The 18,622-nt window shown below is 71.8% G+C and carries 15 protein-coding genes; 12 read left to right on the top strand and 3 right to left on the bottom strand.

All coding sequences use genetic code 11. The features are described 5' to 3' along the window. Position 1 precedes the first annotated feature (1 nt). Positions 2–901 carry an acyl-CoA thioesterase gene (locus tag ACLGIH_RS22055; RefSeq protein WP_416526988.1) on the top strand — a complete coding sequence of 300 codons (900 nt, stop codon included), beginning with the start codon at positions 2–4 and terminating at the stop codon, positions 899–901. 5 nt (positions 902–906) lie between these two features. After that, on the top strand, positions 907–1,896 hold the full coding sequence (locus ACLGIH_RS22050; RefSeq protein WP_416526987.1) for a cation diffusion facilitator family transporter: 990 nt from the start codon (positions 907–909) through the stop codon (positions 1,894–1,896). 128 nt (positions 1,897–2,024) lie between these two features. Here ACLGIH_RS22050 and ACLGIH_RS22045 read toward each other — a convergent pair whose 3' ends face one another. After that, positions 2,025–2,813 (bottom strand): phosphatase, encoded by a 789-nt coding sequence (locus tag ACLGIH_RS22045; protein WP_416526986.1) that lies wholly within the window; start codon positions 2,811–2,813, stop codon positions 2,025–2,027. A gap of 158 nt (positions 2,814–2,971) precedes the next feature. Next, complete coding sequence (locus ACLGIH_RS22040) at positions 2,972–3,595, bottom strand: SACE_7040 family transcriptional regulator (protein ID WP_416526985.1); 624 nt, start codon at positions 3,593–3,595, stop codon at positions 2,972–2,974. 97 nt (positions 3,596–3,692) lie between these two features. Here ACLGIH_RS22040 and ACLGIH_RS22035 point away from each other — a divergent pair, with 97 nt between their 5' ends. The 10 genes from ACLGIH_RS22035 (at position 3,693) to ACLGIH_RS21990 (ending at position 16,705) form a co-directional block, all read left to right on the top strand. Then, positions 3,693–5,309 carry a carboxyl transferase domain-containing protein gene (locus tag ACLGIH_RS22035; RefSeq protein ID WP_416526984.1) on the top strand — a complete coding sequence of 539 codons (1,617 nt, stop codon included), beginning with the start codon at positions 3,693–3,695 and terminating at the stop codon, positions 5,307–5,309. Between the two features lie 14 nt (positions 5,310–5,323). Beyond that, positions 5,324–7,285, top strand: coding sequence for an acetyl-CoA carboxylase biotin carboxylase subunit (locus ACLGIH_RS22030; RefSeq protein WP_416526983.1), 1,962 nt, complete (start codon positions 5,324–5,326; stop codon positions 7,283–7,285). Further along, entirely contained in the window at positions 7,282–8,244 is a 963-nt protein-coding gene (locus tag ACLGIH_RS22025) for a hydroxymethylglutaryl-CoA lyase (RefSeq protein ID WP_416526982.1), read from the top strand. The genes ACLGIH_RS22030 and ACLGIH_RS22025 overlap by 4 nt, the downstream gene beginning before the upstream one ends. A gap of 5 nt (positions 8,245–8,249) precedes the next feature. Beyond that, positions 8,250–9,410 (top strand): acyl-CoA dehydrogenase family protein, encoded by a 1,161-nt coding sequence (locus ACLGIH_RS22020; protein WP_416526981.1) that lies wholly within the window; start codon positions 8,250–8,252, stop codon positions 9,408–9,410. Between the two features lie 131 nt (positions 9,411–9,541). Next, on the top strand, positions 9,542–10,588 hold the full coding sequence (locus ACLGIH_RS22015; protein WP_416526980.1) for an ABC transporter substrate-binding protein: 1,047 nt from the start codon (positions 9,542–9,544) through the stop codon (positions 10,586–10,588). A 32-nt stretch (positions 10,589–10,620) separates the two neighbouring features. Continuing rightward, positions 10,621–11,493 carry a siderophore-interacting protein gene (locus ACLGIH_RS22010; protein WP_416526979.1) on the top strand — a complete coding sequence of 291 codons (873 nt, stop codon included), beginning with the start codon at positions 10,621–10,623 and terminating at the stop codon, positions 11,491–11,493. A gap of 182 nt (positions 11,494–11,675) precedes the next feature. After that, positions 11,676–13,118 (top strand): lysine decarboxylase DesA, encoded by a 1,443-nt coding sequence (gene desA, locus ACLGIH_RS22005; RefSeq protein ID WP_416526978.1) that lies wholly within the window; start codon positions 11,676–11,678, stop codon positions 13,116–13,118. Next, complete coding sequence (locus ACLGIH_RS22000) at positions 13,102–14,385, top strand: lysine N(6)-hydroxylase/L-ornithine N(5)-oxygenase family protein (RefSeq protein ID WP_416526977.1); 1,284 nt, start codon at positions 13,102–13,104, stop codon at positions 14,383–14,385. The genes desA and ACLGIH_RS22000 overlap by 17 nt, the downstream gene beginning before the upstream one ends. Then, complete coding sequence (locus ACLGIH_RS21995; protein WP_416526976.1) at positions 14,382–14,939, top strand: GNAT family N-acetyltransferase; 558 nt, start codon at positions 14,382–14,384, stop codon at positions 14,937–14,939. Before ACLGIH_RS22000 ends, ACLGIH_RS21995 begins: the two co-directional genes overlap by 4 nt. Further along, on the top strand, positions 14,936–16,705 hold the full coding sequence (locus ACLGIH_RS21990) for an IucA/IucC family protein (RefSeq protein ID WP_416526975.1): 1,770 nt from the start codon (positions 14,936–14,938) through the stop codon (positions 16,703–16,705). Before ACLGIH_RS21995 ends, ACLGIH_RS21990 begins: the two co-directional genes overlap by 4 nt. 263 nt (positions 16,706–16,968) lie before the next feature. Here ACLGIH_RS21990 and ACLGIH_RS21985 read toward each other — a convergent pair whose 3' ends face one another. After that, positions 16,969–18,582 (bottom strand): beta-N-acetylhexosaminidase, encoded by a 1,614-nt coding sequence (locus ACLGIH_RS21985; RefSeq protein ID WP_416526974.1) that lies wholly within the window; start codon positions 18,580–18,582, stop codon positions 16,969–16,971. Between the last annotated feature and the right edge of the window lie 40 nt (positions 18,583–18,622).

The following is an 18,622-nucleotide window of genomic DNA, read 5'->3' as shown; positions in this document are numbered from 1 at the left end:
CATGAGCGACGCACTCCAGTCCCTCCTCGATCTGCTCGACCTGGAGCGGATCGAGGAGGACATCTACCGCGGCCACTCCCGTTCCGCCGTCGTCCCCCGGGTCTTCGGCGGGCAGGTGGCCGCCCAGGCGCTGGTCGCCGCCGGGCGCACGGTCCCCGCGGACCGGCTCGCGCACTCCCTGCACGCGTACTTCCTGCGCCCCGGCGACCCGGACGCCCCGATCGTCTACAACGTCGACCGGCTGCGCGACGGACGCTCCTTCACCACCCGCCGGGTGGTCGCCGTCCAGCACGGCAAGCCGATCTTCGGCCTGTCGGCGTCCTTCCAGACGTACGAGGAGGGCCTGGACCACCAGGCCCCGATGCCGCCCGCGCCGGACCCGGCCACGCTGCCCACCGGCGAGGAACGGCTGCGCAGCTACCCGCACCTGCCCGCCGAGACCGTCGAGCGGTTCATCGAGGCACGCGCGGCGGTCGACCTGCGCTACGTCGACGACCCGCCGTTCGGCAGCTTCGGCGAGCCCCGGGAGCCGCACTCGCAGGTGTGGTTCCGCACCAACGGCAAGCTCGCCGACGACCCTCCCCCAGACTCCGTCCGGGGGAACCCCCACCTGCACGTCGTGCTGGCCACCTACGTCTCCGACATGACGCTGCTGGACTCGGTGCTGCTCGCGCACGGCCGGGGCGGCTGGGCCGTCGGGGACGTCGTCGGGGCGTCGCTGGACCACGCGATGTGGTTCCACCGGCCGTTCCGCGCCGACGAGTGGCTGCTGTACGACCAGCAGTCCCCGTCGGCGCACGGCGGCCGGGGACTCGGCCAGGCCCGCATCTACACACAGGACGGGCGGCTCGCCATCTCGGTGATCCAGGAAGGCGTGGTGCGCGTCCCCCGGGAACACTGAGGGGCATGGCTCACACCCCTCCACAAGCCGCTCCACAGGCCGCTCCGGGCGGCGGCGAGAGCACCTTCACGGTGATCGTCGCCGCCCTCGCCAATCTGGGCATCGCGCTCGCCAAGGCGGTGGCCGGCGTGCTCAGCGGGTCCAGCGCGATGCTGTCGGAGGCGGCGCACTCGGTCGCCGACACGGTCACCGAGGTCATGCTGCTGGCCTCGCTCAAGCGCAGCGAGAAGCCCGCCGACGAGGACCATCCCCTGGGCCACGCCCCCGAGCGCTACATCTGGGCGCTGCTCGCCGCCGTCGCCACCTTCGTGGGCGGCGCGGTCTTCTCCTTCTACGACGGTGTCCACACCCTCGTAGCGGGCGAGGAGCCGGGCGACCCGCTGGTGGCGTACGCCGTCCTGGCGGTCGCCTTCGGGCTGGAGGCCTACTCGCTGCGGACGGGTGTGCGGCAGGCGCGCGGTGAGGCGGCCCGCTTCCGGGTGCCCTTCGGCCGGTATCTGCGCCGCACCCCGGACACCGCCGTGAAGGCCGTCGTCCTGGAGGACTCCGCCGCCCTGATCGGCCTGGTGCTGGCCGCGGGCGGGCTGCTGGGCGGGCAGCTCACCGGTTCGGGCGTGTGGGACGGCGTCGCCTCGCTGTGCATCGGCACCGTGCTGCTGTACGTCGCCTGGGTGCTCGGCCGGTCCAACGCCGGGTTCCTCATCGGACGCCCGCTGCCGGTGCCCCTGCGGGAGCGGGTCCGGGCGGAGCTGCTGGCGGTGGAGCACGTCGAGGCGGTGCTGGAGCTGACCACGCTGGTGCAGGGGCCGCACCAGGCCCTGGTCGCCGCCAAGGTCGACTTCCGGGACGTGTCCACGGCGGCCCAGATCGAGTGGGCCTGCGAGGAAGCCGAACACCGGCTGCGCGCGGCGCTGCCCGGGGTGCGCCGGGTCTACCTGGACCCGACGCCCGGCTACGCGCAGCGCAGGACGGAGGGGCTGAACCCCTGGCCGTGAGGTCCTGCCCCGGGCCGGTCCCCCGGCCAGGCCGGCCCCGCCGCCGACCCGGTCCCCCGGCCAGGCCGGCCCCGCCGCCGACCCGGTCCCCCGGCCAGGCCGGTCCCGCCGCCGACCCGGTCCCCCGGCTAGGCCAGTCCCGCCTCCGCCAGCAGATACGCCGTCATCGGGTCGTAGTGGCGGGGGCTGACCACGTGGTCGTCCAGCGGCACCGTGACCTGGACGGTGCCCTCGGACTCGGCGAGGAAGAGCGCCGGGTCGTTGCAGTCGGCGTAGCCGACGGAGTCGACGCCGTGCTGTCCCGCGTACCCGGCCCAGCCGTGGTCGGCGACGACCAGGTCGGGCAGCGGGCGGCCCTCGCGCTCCAGGCCGGTGAGGATGGCCCGCATCGGCTCGCCGGAGTGGGTGTGCCACAGCGTGGCGCCGTGCTCCAGCACCGCCACGTCCGCGAACTGCATGACGTATCCCTCGTCCGTCGACAGTCCCTCCGGGATGACGACGATCTCGCAGCCGGCGGCGCGCAGCGCGGCGGCGGTGGCCCGGTGCACGTCGAGCAGCCCGCCCGGGTGGCCGGTGGCGAACAGCACCCGCTGCCCGCCGTCGGCCGCCTTGCGCAGCCGTCCGGCCATGCGCTCCAGGGCGGCGACGGTCAGCTCGGGGTCGATGGTGTCCTGGCCGTACCGGCACTCGGGGTCGTCGTTGACGCCGGCCCGCTCCGCCATCACCGCGAGGACGTCCTGCTCGTCGGTCCAGCGGTCGCCCAGCTCCAGGCCGAGCCAGTAGTGGCGGTCGCCGTTCGCGAGTTTCCGGTAGTGGGAGAGGTTGTTCTCGCGGGGTGTGGCCACGTCACCCGCGATGCGGGTCCTGACCAGGTGTTCGACGAGTTCGGCGCGGCTGGGTGTCCCGGGTATCGGCATGGCTCCATTGTGAGGGCAGCCGCCCGTGCGGGTCCCGGGCGTATCGCCCGCTGGGACGCGGGTCACGTCCGGCCGCCCGGCGCGGCGGGAGGCGCCGGAACCTGCCGGCCGGCGCGGTGAGAGGTCCGTGAGCCTGCCGGGCCCGCGCGCACGCCGCCCTACGGCGTCCCGTCCGCCCCCGCCGCCGCGAACGCCCCCCGGGCCATCCGGTGCAGCAGCGCGGCCGTCGTGCCGCGGCCCGGCAGGGAGCCGGGGCGGCCCAGGTGGGGAGTGGAGTTGAGCAGGCCGAAGACGGAGTGGACCGCCGAGCGGGCGCTGGGCTCGCTCAGCCCCGGGTAGACCCGGCGGACCACGGACACCCACAGCTCGACGTACTGGCGCTGAAGCTGGCGGACCATCTTGCGGTCGGTGTCCCGGAGGCGGTCCAGCTCGCGGTCGTGCAGGGTGATGAGCGGGCGGTCGTCGAGCGCGAAGTCGATGTGCCCCTCGATCAGCGAGTCGAGGACCGCCTCGGGGGCCGCCCCGCCGGCGCCGTCCGCACGCTCGGCCTCCGCCAGGCGCCGCTTCGCACCCGTCAGGAGCTGACCGCTGATGCCCACCAGCAGCTCGGCGAGCATCGCGTCCTTGCCGGCGAAGTGCCGGTACAGGCCGGGCCCGCTGATGCCCACCGCCGCGCCTATCTCGTCCACGCCCACCCCGTGGAAGCCGCGCTCGGCGAACAGCCGGGCGGCCTCCTTGAGGATCTGCTCGCGGCGGGTGGGGGCGTCGGTTCTGGTGGCCATGGAGACGATTCTAGACAGGGAGGTTAGCGTTCGTTAACCTGAGGGAAATGCGTTAACGCTCATTAACTGGTGGACCACTGGGTGAGGGGACCGCAGGATGCATGAGGCACCGGAGCTGACGAGCGCGGCCGATCCCGCGTCGGAGGCCTTTCGGGCCAACGAGGAGGCGCACCGCGCCCTCGTCGAGGAGCTGCGCGCCAAGCTGGCCGCGGCCCGGCTCGGCGGCGGCGAGAAGGCCAGGGCCCGGCACACCGCGCGCGGCAAGCTGCTGCCGCGGGACCGGGTGGACGGCCTGCTGGATCCGGGCTCGCCGTTCCTGGAGCTGGCGCCGCTCGCGGCCGACGGGCTGTACGACGGGCAGGCGCCGGCCGCCGGGGTGATCGCCGGGATCGGCCGGGTCAGCGGCCGGGAGTGCGTGATCGTCGCCAACGACGCCACGGTCAAGGGCGGCACGTACTACCCGATGACCGTGAAGAAGCATCTGCGCGCGCAGGAGGTCGCGCTCGACAACCGGCTGCCCTGTCTGTACCTGGTCGACTCCGGCGGGGCCTTCCTGCCGATGCAGGACGAGGTCTTCCCCGACCGGGACCACTTCGGCCGGATCTTCTACAACCAGGCCCGGATGTCGGGCGCCGGCATCCCGCAGATCGCCGCCGTCCTCGGGTCCTGCACCGCCGGTGGCGCGTACGTGCCCGCGATGAGCGACGAGGCCGTGATCGTCCTCAACCAGGGGACGATCTTCCTGGGCGGCCCGCCGCTGGTGAAGGCGGCCACCGGCGAGGTGGTGACCGCCGAGGAGCTGGGCGGCGGCGAGGTGCACGCGCGTGTGTCGGGCGTGACCGACCACCTCGCGGAGAGCGACGCGCACGCCCTGCGGATCGTGCGGAACATCGTCGCCACCCTGCCCGGGCGCGGCCCCCTGCCCTGGTCGGTCACCGAGTCCGTCGAGCCCAAGGTCGACCCGTACGGGCTGTACGGCGCGGTGCCGGTCGACTCCCGCACCCCCTACGACGTCCGCGAGATCATCGCGCGCGTGGTCGACGGCTCCCGCTTCGCCGAGTTCAAGTCCGAGTTCGGGCAGACCCTCGTCACCGGCTTCGCCCGGATCCACGGCCACCCGGTCGGGATCGTCGCCAACAACGGCATCCTGTTCGCCGAGTCCGCCCAGAAGGGCGCCCACTTCATCGAGCTGTGCGACCAGCGCGGCATCCCGCTGGTGTTCCTGCAGAACATCTCCGGGTTCATGGTCGGCAAGGACTACGAGGCCGGCGGCATCGCCAAGCACGGCGCCAAGATGGTCACGGCGGTGGCCTGCACGCGCGTGCCGAAGCTGACGGTGGTGGTCGGCGGCTCCTACGGCGCCGGGAACTACTCGATGTGCGGCCGGGCCTACTCCCCCCGCTTCCTGTGGATGTGGCCGAACGCCAAGATCTCCGTGATGGGCGGCGAGCAGGCCGCCAGCGTGCTGGCGACCGTCAAGCGGGACCAGCTTCAGGCCCGCGGCGAGTCCTGGCCGGCGGAGGAGGAAGAGGCGTTCAAGGCGCCCGTCCGTGCGCAGTACGAGCGGCAGGGCAACGCCTACTACGCGACCGCCCGCCTGTGGGACGACGGCGTGATCGACCCGCTCGAGACCCGTCAGGTGCTGGGCCTGGCCCTGACCGCCTGCGCCAACGCGCCCCTGGGTGAACCCCAGTTCGGCGTCTTCCGGATGTGAGGGGGAGTACGACGATGTTCGACACAGTACTGGTGGCCAACCGGGGCGAGATCGCCGTCCGTGTCATCCGGACGCTGCGCTCGCTCGGCGTGCGCTCGGTGGCCGTCTTCTCCGACGCCGACGCGGACGCCCGGCACGTGCGGGAGGCCGACACGGCGGTGCGGATCGGCCCGCCCCCGGCCGCGGAGAGCTATCTGTCGGTGGAGCGGCTGCTGGACGCCGCCGCCCGCACCGGCGCCCAGGCCGTCCACCCCGGGTACGGCTTCCTCGCGGAGAACGCCGAGTTCGCACGGGCCTGCGAGGCCGCCGGGCTGGTCTTCATCGGCCCGCCCGCGGACGCCATCGCGCTGATGGGCGACAAGATCCGGGCCAAGGAGACGGTGAAGGCGGCGGGCGTCCCCGTCGTGCCCGGCTCCAGCGGCAGCGGCCTGACGGACGAGCAGCTCGTGGCCGCGGCCCGCGAGATCGGCACGCCGGTGCTGCTGAAGCCGTCGGCCGGCGGTGGCGGCAAGGGCATGCGGCTGGTGCGGGACGAGTCCCTGCTCGCCGACGAGATCGCCGCCGCCCGCCGCGAGGCCCGCGCCTCCTTCGGGGACGACACGCTGCTGGTGGAGCGGTGGATCGACCGGCCCCGGCACATCGAGATCCAGGTCCTGGCGGACGGGCACGGCGGTGTCGTCCACCTCGGCGAGCGCGAGTGCTCGCTCCAGCGCCGGCACCAGAAGATCATCGAGGAGGCGCCGAGTGTGCTCCTCGACGAGGCCACGCGGGCCGCGATGGGCGAGGCGGCGGTCCAGGCGGCCCGCTCCTGCGGCTACCGGGGCGCGGGCACGGTGGAGTTCATCGTCCCCGGCACCGACCCGTCCTCGTACTACTTCATGGAGATGAACACCCGCCTCCAGGTCGAGCACCCGGTCACCGAACTGGTCACCGGCCTGGACCTGGTGGAGTGGCAGCTGCGCGTGGCGGCGGGCGAGCCGCTGGCGTTCGGGCAGCAGGACGTGCGGCTCACCGGGCACGCGGTCGAGGCCCGGCTGTGCGCCGAGGACCCCGCGCGCGGCTTCCTGCCGTCCGGCGGCACGGTGCTGCGGCTGCGCGAGCCGCAGGGCGACGGCGTCCGCACCGACTCGGGGCTGACCGAGGGCACGGAGGTCGGCAGCCTCTACGACCCGATGCTGGCCAAGGTGATCGCCTACGGCCCCGACCGCGCCTCGGCCCTGCGCAAGCTGCGGGCGGCGCTGGCGGAGACGGTGACGCTGGGTGTGCAGACCAACGCCGGGTTCCTGCGGCGGCTGCTCGCCCATCCGGCGGTCGTGTCCGGCGAGATGGACACCGGGCTGGTCGAGCGCGAGGTCGACGGCCTGGTCACCACGGACGTGCCCGAGGAGGTGTACGAGGCGGCGGCGGCCGTGCGCCTGGACGCGCTGCGCCCCCGGGGCACGGGCTGGACGGACCCGTTCTCGGTGCCGAGCGGCTGGCGCCTCGGCGGCGAGCACAGGCCCGTCGCCTTCCCGCTCAAGGCCGGCGGCGACCCCGTCGAGCACACTCCGCGCGGCACCCACACCGTCACCGAGGACCGGGTGTCCGTCACCCTCGACGGCGTCCGGCACACCTTCCACCGCGCCGCCGACTGGCTCGGCCGCGACGGCGACGCCTGGCACGTGCGCGACCACGACCCGGTCACCGCCTCCCTCACCCGCGCCGCGCACGCGGGCGCCGACTCGCTCACCGCGCCCATGCCGGGGACGGTGACGGTGGTGAAGGTCGCCGTCGGCGACGAGGTGGCCGCCGGACAGAGCCTGCTGGTCGTGGAGGCGATGAAGATGGAGCACGTCATCTCCGCCCCGCACGCCGGCACGGTCGCCGAACTCGACGTCGCCCCCGGCACGGCGGTCGCCATGGACCAGGTCCTGGCGGTCATCGCCCCTGTGGAGGACCCGGCGAGGGAGGCCACGGCGAAGGAGGAGACGGCATGACCGACGGACTGCCCATGACCGTCCCGGCCCCGGGACTGCCCGCCCGCGTCCGCATCCACGAGGTCGGCGCCCGCGACGGCCTGCAGAACGAGCAGGCCACCGTCCCGACGGACGTCAAGGCGGAGTTCGTCCGGCGGCTGGCCGACGCGGGCCTGACGACCATCGAGGCGACCAGCTTCGTCCACCCCAGGTGGGTGCCCCAGCTGGCGGACGCCGAGCAGCTGTACCCGCAGGTCGCGGAACTCCCCGTGGACCTGCCCGTCCTGGTCCCCAACGAGCGCGGCCTGGACCGCGCGCTGGCCCTCGGCGCCCGGCGGGTCGCCGTCTTCGCCAGCGCGACGGAGTCCTTCGCCAAGGCCAACCTCAACCGCACGGTGGACGAGGCGCTGGCCATGTTCGAGCCGGTGGTGGCCCGCGCCAAGGCGGCCGACGGCCACGTCCGCGGCTATCTGTCCATGTGCTTCGGCGACCCCTGGGAGGGCGCGGTCCCCGTCGAGCAGGTGGTCCGGGTCTGCCGCGCCCTGGTCGGCATGGGCTGCGACGAACTGAGCCTCGGCGACACCATCGGCGTGGCCACCCCGGGCCACGTCACCGCGCTGCTCACCGCCCTCGGCGAGGCCGGCATCGCCACGGAGGTGCTGGGCGTGCACTTCCACGACACCTACGGGCAGGCGCTCGCCAACACCCTCGCCGCCCTCCAGTGCGGCGTCACGACCGTGGACGCCTCCGCGGGCGGCCTGGGCGGCTGCCCGTACGCCAAGTCCGCCACCGGCAACCTCGCCACCGAAGACCTGGTGTGGATGCTGCACGGCCTCGGCATCGACACCGGGGTCGACCTCGGCCGTCTCGTCGCCACGAGCGTCTGGATGGCCGGCCGGCTGGGCCGCCCCAGCCCGTCCCGCACCGTACGAGCCCTCTCCTCCACCGGCTCCGACGCCGCCTCCCACAAGGAGCAGTGACAACCATGGACCACAAGCTCTCCCCAGAACTCGAGGAACTCCGCCGCACGGTGGAGGAGTTCGCGCACGACGTCGTGGCGCCCAAGATCGGCGACTTCTACGAGCGGCACGAGTTCCCGTACGAGATCGTCCGCGAGATGGGCCGCATGGGCCTGTTCGGCCTGCCCTTCCCGGAGGAGTACGGCGGCATGGGCGGCGACTACCTCGCCCTCGGCATCGCGCTGGAGGAGCTGGCCCGCGTCGACTCCTCGGTCGCCATCACGCTGGAGGCGGGCGTCTCGCTGGGCGCGATGCCGCTGCACCTGTTCGGCACCGAGGAGCAGAAGCGGCAGTGGCTGCCGAAGCTGTGCGCCGGCGAGATGCTCGGCGCCTTCGGCCTGACCGAGCCGGACGGCGGCTCGGACGCGGGTGCGACCCGGACCACGGCGCGGCTGGACGAGACGACGAACGAGTGGGTGATCAACGGCACCAAGTGCTTCATCACCAACTCCGGCACGGACATCACCGGTCTGGTCACGGTCACGGCGGTCACCGGCCGCAAGCCGGACGGCAGGCCGCGGATCTCGGCCGTCATCGTGCCCTCGGGCACGCCCGGCTTCACGGTCGCCCCGCCGTACTCCAAGGTCGGCTGGAACGCCTCCGACACCCGTGAGCTGTCCTTCGACGACGTACGGGTCCCGGCCGCCAACCTGCTGGGCGAGGAGGGCCGCGGCTACGCCCAGTTCCTGCGCATCCTCGACGAGGGCCGGATCGCCATCGCGGCGCTGGCCACCGGCCTGGCGCAGGGCTGTGTGGACGAGTCGGTCAAGTACGCGAAGGAACGTCACGCCTTCGGCAGGCCGATCGGTGCGAACCAGGCGATCCAGTTCAAGATCGCCGATATGGAGATGAAGGCGCACACCGCCCGGCTCGCCTGGCGGGACGCGGCCTCCCGGCTGGTGACGGGCGAGCCGTTCAAGAAGGAGGCGGCTCTGGCGAAGCTGTACTCGTCGACCGTCGCGGTGGACAACGCCCGGGACGCCACGCAGATCCACGGCGGCTACGGCTTCATGAACGAGTACCCGGTCGCCCGGATGTGGCGTGACTCGAAGATCCTGGAGATCGGCGAGGGCACCAGCGAGGTCCAGCGGATGCTGATCGCAAGGGAGTTGGGGCTGGTGAGCTGAACTCACCCTGCCCGGCCGCGCTTCGGACGGGCGCGGAGTGACCCCGCCCACTGGACAAGACCTGAGGTTAGGCTAACCTACCTTCGAACTGTCCCAGCGGACGCTCCGCCCCGTTCGAAAGCAGCTACGCCATGCCCAACGCCAGAGCTACCCACCTCACCCGCCGCGGAATACTCGCCGCGGGCGGCGCACTCGGCCTCGGTGCCGTGCTCACGGCCTGCGGTGACGACGACGCGAAAAACGGTGGCTCGGACAAGGAGACGGCTGCCGCCAAGTCCGGCCCCTGGACCTTCAAGGACGACCGCGGCAAGACCGTGAAGCTCGACAAGGTCCCCACGGACATCGTGGCCTTCACCGGTGTCGCCGCCGCCCTCTGGGACTACGGCATCCAGGTCAAGGGCGTCTTCGGCCCGACCACCACCAAGGACGGCAAGCCCGACGTCCAGGCCGGCGACATGGACGTCAGCAAGGTCACCGTCCTCGGCAACGAGTGGGGCAAGCTCAACGTCGAGAAGTACGCGGCTCTCTCCCCCGAGCTGCTGATCAGCACCACGTTCGACACCGCGGGCACCCTCTGGTCGGTCCCCGAGGAGTCCAAGGACAAGATCGCGCAGCTGGCGCCGAGCGTCGCCATCTCCGTCTTCGACCGCCAGCTGAGCCGGCCGCTCCAGCGCATGTGGGAGCTGGCCGAGTCGCTGGGCGCGGACATGCAGGCCGAGAAGGTGGTCCAGGCCAAGAAGGACTTCGAGACCGCCAGCGAGCGGCTGCGCAAGGCCGCCAAGGCCCGCCCCGAGATCAAGGTGCTGGCCGGCTCGGCGAGCGACCAGCTCTTCTACGTCTCCGGCACCAACCTCTCGGTGGATTTGGAGTACTTCAAGGCCCTCGGCGTGAACTTCGTCGAGCCCTCGGAGGAGGCCAAGAAGGCGACCGGCGGCTGGTTCGAGAGCCTCAGCTGGGAGAACGTCGACAAGTACCCGGCGGACGTCATCATCATGGACGACCGCTCCTCCACCATCCAGCCGGCCGACATCACCGAGGGCACCTGGAAGAAGCTGCCCGCGGTCAAGGCCGGCCAGGTCATCGCCCGGTCCCCGGAGCCGATCCTGTCGTACGACAAGTGCACGCCGCTTCTCGACAACCTCGCCGAGGCCATCGAGAAGGCGAAGAAGGTCAGCTGACCCCGGCCCACCCCGACTCGCAGGAGCCTTGAGTGACGACTGCCGTAGCCGCCCCGTTCCGTTTCTTCTCCCTCCAGGTCGTACGGACGAGGCGGCTCGGCCCGTCCCTGACCCGGGTGACGTTCGCGGGACCCGATCTGCACGCCTTCCACTCCGACGGGCACGACCAGTCCCTGTCGCTGTTCCTGCCGCAGCCCGGCCAGAGCGAGCCGCGGGTTCCCCTGGAGCTGGGCGACGGCTGGTGGCAGGGCTGGCGGGAACTCCCCGACGACGTACGGGCGGTGATGCGCTCGTACACCCTGCGGTCGCTGCGCCGGGACGACCACGGCCGCACCACCGAGATCGACATCGACTTCGTGCTGCACGGCGTCGAGCCGGGTGCCGCGATCGAGGCCGGGCCCGCCTCGCGCTGGGCCGCGCGCGCCGCGGCCGGCGACCGGGTGCTGGTGCTCGGCCCGGCGATCGCGGACAACCGGGCCATCCGCTTCCGGCCGCCCGAGGACACCGACCTGGTGGTGATCTGGGGCGACGAGACCGCCGTCCCCGCCGCTACGGCGGTCGTCGAGGCGCTGCCGCCCGGCACCCGCGCCCGGGTGTGGCTGGAGGTGCCGCACGCCGAGGACGTCCAGGAGCTGACGACCACGGCGGACGCCGAGATCACCTGGCTGGTCCGGGACGCGGCCCCGGACCGCGCCGAAGGCTCTCCCCTGGCTCTCGACGCCATCCGCTCCGCCGAACTCCCCGCCGCCCAGCGCCCGTACGTGTGGATGGCGGGCGAGTCCGGCTGTGTGAAGCAGCTGCGCCGGCACTTCGTGGGCGAGCGCGGCATCGACCGGCGCCGGGTCACCTTCGTCGGCTACTGGCGCCGTGGACTGACGGAGGAGCAGCTGCGGGAAGAGGCTTGACTCCCGTACGCCCTGGGGCTGTTGGCGCGCGAGTGACGCTAGTCACGTAGAAGCCCGCGTTTACCCCGTCTCCGATTAGGTTAGGCTTACCTAAGTTGGAGCCGCCCGCCCCGGCCGGAACTCCGCCCCGGCTCCGCCTTCTTCTCGTCCCTCACGGACCGTCCCCACCGGAGGACCCCCACATGCGCTCGCACCTGCTCAACGACACCACCGCGGAGCAGTACCGCCGTTCCGTGACCGAAGGAGTCGAGCGGGTGGCCGCCAAACTCGCCACCACCGACCGTCCGTTCACCGGCGTCGCGGTCGACGCCCTGTCCCCCCGCATCGACGAGATCGACCTCGACGAGCCGCTGCACGACACGGCCGCGGTCCTCGACGAACTGGAGGAGGTCTACCTCCGGGACGCGATCTACTTCCACCACCCCCGCTACCTGGCCCACCTCAACTGCCCGGTCGTCATCCCGGCCGTGCTCGGCGAGGCCGTCCTGTCCGCCGTCAACTCCTCCCTGGACACCTGGGACCAGTCGGTCGGCGGCACCCTCATCGAGCGGAAACTGATCGACTGGACGACCGCCCGCATCGGCCTCGGCCCCGCCGCCGACGGCGTCTTCACCTCCGGCGGCACCCAGTCCAACCTCCAGGCGCTGCTGCTGGCCCGCGAGGAGGCGAAGTCCCCCGACCTGGCCGGTCTGCGCATCTTCGCCTCCGAGGTCAGCCACTTCAGCGTGAAGAAGTCGGCGAAGCTGCTCGGCCTCGGCCAGGACGCCGTGGTCCCGATCCCGGTCGACCACGACAAGCGGATGCAGACCGTCGCCCTCGCCCGCGAACTGGAGCGCTGCGCGCGGGACGGCCTCGTCCCCATGGCCGTCGTCGCCACCGCGGGCACCACCGACTTCGGCTCCATCGACCCGCTGCCGGAGATCGCCGAGCTGTGCGGCCAGTACGACACGTGGCTGCACGTCGACGCCGCCTACGGCTGCGGACTGCTCGCCTCGCTGAAGTACCGGGACCGGCTGCGCGGCATCGAGCGGGCCGACTCGGTCACCGTCGACTACCACAAGTCCTTCTTCCAGCCGGTGAGTTCGTCCGCCGTGCTGGTGCGGGACGCCTCGACGCTGCGCCACGCCACCTACCACGCGGAGTACCTCAACCCGCGCCGCATGGTGCAGGAACGTATTCCCAACCAGGTGGACAAGTCCCTGCAGACCACCCGCCGTTTCGACGCGCTCAAGCTGTGGATGACGCTGCGCGTGATGGGCGCCGACGGCATCGGCGAGCTGTTCGACGAGGTCTGCGACCTCGCGGCCGAGGGCTGGCAGCTGCTCGCCGCCGACCCGCGCTTCGACGTGGTGGTCCAGCCGACGCTGTCCACCCTGGTCTTCCGCTACATCCCGGCGGCCGTCACCGACCCCGCCGAGATCGACCGCGCCAACCTCCACGCCCGCAAGGCCCTGTTCGCCTCCGGCGACGCGGTGGTCGCGGGCACCAAGGTGGCCGGGCGCCACTACCTGAAGTTCACCCTGCTCAACCCCGAGACCACGACGGACGACATCGCCGCCGTCCTCGACCTGATCGCCGGCCACGCCGAGCAGTACCTGGGAGAGTCCCTTGACCGCGCTTCCTGACGCCACGACGAAGACCTACGACTTCGTGGGGATCGGGCTCGGCCCCTTCAACCTCGGCCTCGCCTGCCTCACCGAGCCCATCGCCGAGCTGGACGGCGTCTTCCTGGAGTCCAAGCCCGACTTCGAGTGGCACGCCGGCATGTTCCTGGACGGCGCCCACCTCCAGACCCCGTTCATGTCGGACCTGGTCACCCTCGCCGACCCGACCTCCCCCTACTCCTTCCTCAACTACCTGAAGGAGAAGGGCCGGCTGTACTCGTTCTACATCCGCGAGAACTTCTACCCGCTGCGCGTCGAGTACGACGACTACTGCCGCTGGGCCGCGAACAAACTGACCAGCGTCCGCTTCGGCACGACGGTCACCGAGGTGACGTACCGGGACGAGGACGGCCTGTACGTCGTGGAGACCACCTCCGGCGACACCTACCGCGCCCGCCACCTGGTCCTCGGCACCGGCACCCCGCCGCACATCCCCGAGGCCTGCCAGGGCCTGGCCGGCGACTTCATCCACAACTCCCGCTACGTCCAGCACAAGGCGGAGCTGCAGCGGAAGGAGTCGATCACGCTGGTCGGCAGCGGCCAGTCCGCCGCCGAGATCTACTACGACCTGCTCAGCGAGATCGACGTCCACGGCTACCGGCTCAACTGGGTCACCCGCTCCCCGCGCTTCTTCCCGCTGGAGTACACCAAGCTGACGCTGGAGATGACCTCCCCGGAGTACGTGGACTACTACCACGCACTGCCCGAGGCCACCCGCTACCGCCTCACCGCCCAGCAGAAGGGCCTGTTCAAGGGCATCGACGGCGATCTGATCAACGAGATCTTCGACCTGCTCTACCAGAAGAAGCTCGGCGGCCCGGTCCCCACCCGGCTGCTCACCAACTCCGCGCTCACCGAGGCCCGGTACGCGGACGGCACCTACACCCTCACCTTCCGCCAGGAGGAGCAGGGCAAGGACTTCGAGCTGCGCTCCGACGGCCTGATCCTGGCCACCGGCTACCGGTACGCCGAGCCGGAGTTCCTCAAGCCGGTCCGCGACCGGCTGCGCTACGACTCCCAGGGCAACTTCGACGTCGCCCGCAACTACGCCGTCGACGTCACCGGCAAGGGCGTCTTCCTGCAGAACGCGGGCGTGCACACGCACAGCATCACCAGCCCCGACCTGGGCATGGGCGCCTACCGCAACAGCTACATCATCCGAGAGCTGCTCGGCACCGAGTACTACCCGGTCGAGAAGACCATCGCGTTCCAGGAGTTCGCCGTATGAGCACCACCGCCGCCAACGCCCGCACCGTCGGCACCCTCACCCTGCGCCCGCTCGACCCGACGAAGGACGCCGAGCTGCTGCACGGCTGGGTGACCCACCCCAAGGCCGCGTTCTGGATGATGCAGGACGCCGAGCTGGTGGACGTCGAGCGCGCCTACATGGAGATCGCGGCCGACGAGCACCACCACGCCTACCTCGGCCTGCACGACGGCGTCCCCGCCTTCCTGATGGAGAAGTACGACCCGGCCCACCGCGAGCTGGTCGGGCTGTACGAGCCGGAGCCGGGCGACGTCGGCATGCACTTCCTGGTCGCGCCGACCGACCGGCCCGTGCACGGCTTCACCCGCGCCGTGATCACCGCCGTGATGCGCCACCTCTTCGCGGACCCGGCGACCCGGCGCGTGGTCGTCGAGCCGGACGTGACCAACAAGGCGGTGCACGCCCTGAACGAGGCCGTCGGATTCGTCCCCGCACGCGAGATCCAGAAGCCGGAGAAGAAGGCGTTGCTGAGTTTCTGCACGCGCGAGCAGTTCGAGAAGGCGGTGGGAGCATGAGCCTCGCCGATGCCGTGGCCCACCTGACCCCCGAGCGCTGGGAGCAGGCCAACCGCCTGCTGATCCGCAAGGCGCTCGCCGAGTTCACCCACGAGCGGCTGCTCACCCCGGAGCGGGACGGCGGGGGGTACGTCGTCCGCAGCGACGACGGCCAGACCGCGTACCGCTTCGCCGCCACCGTCCGCGCCCTGGACCACTGGCAGGTGGACGCCGGGTCCATCACCCGCCACCGTGACGGCGGCGAACTCCCGCTCGCCGCCCTGGACTTCTTCGTCGAACTGAAGGACTCCCTGGGCCTGAGCGACGAGATCCTGCCCGTCTACCTGGAGGAGATCTCCTCCACCCTCTCCGGCACCTGCTACAAGCTGACCAAACCGCAGGTCCCCGCCGCCGAGCTGGCCCGCAGCGGCTTCCAGGCGATCGAGACCGGCATGACCGAGGGCCACCCCTGCTTCGTGGCCAACAACGGACGGCTCGGCTTCGGCATCCACGAGTACCTCTCGTACGCCCCGGAGACCGCGAGCCCGGTCCGCCTGGTGTGGCTGGCCGCGCACCGCTCGCGCGCCGCGTTCACCGCGGGCGTCGGCATCGACCACGAGTCCTTCTTCCGGCAGGAGCTGGGCGGGGCGACCGTCGACCGCTTCCACGGCATCCTGCGCGAGCAGGGCCTGGACCCGGCCGACTACCTGCTCATCCCGGTCCACCCCTGGCAGTGGTGGAACAAGCTGACCGTCACCTTCGCCGCCGAGGTCGCCCGGAAGCACCTGGTCTGCCTGGGCGAGGGCGACGACGAGTACCTGGCCCAGCAGTCCATCCGGACCTTCTTCAACGTCTCCCACCCCGAGAAGCACTATGTGAAGACGGCCCTGTCCGTCATCAACATGGGCTTCATGCGCGGCCTGTCCGCCGCCTACATGGAGGCCACGCCGGCGATCAACGACTGGCTCGCCCAGCTCATCGAGGGCGACCCGGTGCTGAAGGCGACGGGTCTGACCATCATCCGGGAGCGGGCCGCGGTCGGCTACCGGCACCTGGAGTACGAGAAGGCCACCGACCGCTACTCGCCGTACCGCAAGATGCTGGCGGCCCTGTGGCGGGAGAGCCCGGTCCCGTCCCTCCAGGACGGCGAGTCCCTGGCCACCATGGCCTCCCTGCTGCACGTCGACCACGAGGGCGCGTCCTTCGCGGGCGCGCTGATCGAGCGGTCCGGCCTGGCCCCGAGGGACTGGCTGCGGCACTACCTGCGGGCCTACTTCACCCCGCTGCTGCACAGCTTCTACGCCTACGACCTGGTCTTCATGCCGCACGGCGAGAACGTCATCCTGGTGCTGAAGGACGGCGTCGTGCAGCGGGCGGTCTACAAGGACATCGCCGAGGAGATCGCGGTGATGGACCCGGACGCGGTGCTGCCTCCGGAGGTGTCGAGGATCGCGGTGGAGGTCCCCGACGACAAGAAGCTGCTCTCCATCTTCACGGACGTCTTCGACTGCTTCTTCCGCTTCCTCGCCGCGAACCTGGCCACCGAGGGCATCCTGGAGGAGGAGGACTTCTGGCGCACGGTCGCCGAGGCCACCCGCGAGTACCAGGCGTCGGTGCCGGAGCTGGCCGACAAGTTCGCCCGGTACGACATGTTCGCGCCCGAGTTCGCGCTGTCCTGCCTCAACCGGCTCCAGCTGCGCAACAACAAGCAGATGGTGGACCTCGCGGACCCGTCCGGCGCGCTCCAGCTGGTCGGCAGCCTGAAGAACCCCCTCGCGGGCCGGTAGGCCCTCCCCGGCAGACGGGCACCCCGGAGTACGGTCCTCCGGGGTGCCCGTCCGGCGTGCCGGGGCGCCCGGTCACTGCTCGTCGCGCAGCCGGCCGACTCGGCCGCGAGGGCGTGAACGGTGAACTTTGCCGTGGCGGCCTTGAGGTCCTCCCCCGCGTGCGGCGCGCGGGCCCGGGTCAGAGACGCAGCCGGGCCGCGTCCTCGCAGGCGCCGGCACCGGTTCCCCAGGGATTGCGCGGGACTGCACGGGTCGCCGGCGGGTCAGCCGGCGGTGTCCGTCCCGCCGGCCGGCCAGGGCACCTGCGGTGACCGGTGGAACCCGATCCCCATCGCCTCCCACCGCGGTCCCTGTGCGGCGAGCCGCACCTTGTAGTCCTCCCAGTCGTGCGTCGAGGCGGGGGACCAGCCCAGCTCGGCGGCGCCGGGCAGCCTCGGGAAGGCCATGTAGTCGATGTGCTCGGAGTTCTCGATGGTCTCCGTCCACAGCGGTGCCTCCACGCCGCGGATCGCGGAGTCGGGGACGCCGGGCAGGTAGGCGCCCGGGTCCCAGTCGTAGGACCGCCGCACCTCGACGTAGCCGGCCCAGGACAGGCCCAGCGGGGTGTTCTTGTCGTACTTCATGTCGAGGTAGATCCGGTCGGCCGGGGACAGGATCAGCCCGGTGCCGTTCCGCGCGGCGGCGGCCACCTGCTCCTTCTCCTTGGCGCTGGTGGAGTCCAGTCCCCAGTACTGGGCGAGCGCGCCCTCCGCCGGGGCGGCGCCGGTGAGCTGGTGCCAGCCGATGACGGTCTTGCCGTACTTGGCGACGACCGGCTGCACCCGCGCCATGAACGTCGTGTAGTCCTCGTGGCTGGTGGAGTGCGCCTCGTCGCCGCCGATGTGGAAGTACCGGCCGGGGGTGAGCGCGGCGATCTCGCGCACGACGTCGTCCACGAAGTCGTACGTGATCTCCTTGCCGACGCACAGGGAGCTGAAGCCCACCTTGGTCCCGGTGTAGAGCGGGGGCGCGACGCCGTCGCAGTTCAGGTCCGCGTAGGAGGCGAGCGCGGCGTTGGTGTGGCCCGGCATGTCGATCTCGGGGATCACCTCCATGTGGCGGGAGCCGGCGTAGCGGACGAGTTCCTTGTACTCGGCCTTGGTGTAGTGGCCGCCGGGCCCGCCGCCGACCTCCGTGGAGCCGCCGTAGGTGGCCAGGCGCGGCCAGGAGTCGATGGCGATGCGCCAGCCCTGGTCGTCGCTGAGGTGCAGGTGCAGCTTGTTGATCTTGTAGAGGGCGAGCTGGTCGATGTAGCGCTTGACCTCGTCCAGGGTCAGGAAGTGCCGGGAGACGTCCAGCATGGCGCCGCGCCAGCCGTAGCGCGGGGTGTCCTCGATGGTGCCGCCCGCGACCAGCCAGGGGCCGCGCTGCACGGAGTCCTTCTCCACGGCCGCGGGGAGGAGCTGCCGCAGGGTCTGCACGCCGTGGAACAGGCCGGCGGGCTCGGTGGCGGTGATGGTGACGCCCGAGCGGCCGCTCTCCAGGCGGTAGCCCTCGGCGCCGTACGGGCCCTCGGCGAGGCGGAGCCGGATGCCCCCGCGGCCGTGGGAGGTGACGGGGAGGTGGTAGCCGGTGGCGGGCCGCAGGACGTCCGCGAGGTACTCACCGACGCGGCGGGCCGCCGGCGGGCCGTCGACGCGGATGCGGGTGCCGGGGGTGATGCGGTACGGGGAGCCGCCCGGGTCGGCCGAGGCGGGCGCCGGGATGATCCGGTCGAGCGGGGTGGGAGCGGCGGAGGCGGCCTCCCGGACGGGGACGGCGCCGGTGACGGAGGCGCCCAGGGCCGCGACGAGGAGCAGTGAACCGAGAAGGCGGAGCGTTCTGTGGTGCTGTGTCACAAAACATTCCCTTCCATGAGCCGTTGGAGCTCCAAGAGGT

This window comes from Streptomyces hamibioticus (assembly GCF_047946815.1).
GTDB lineage: Bacteria > Actinomycetota > Actinomycetes > Streptomycetales > Streptomycetaceae > Streptomyces.
This window is presented reverse-complemented; position numbering and strand designations above follow the sequence as displayed.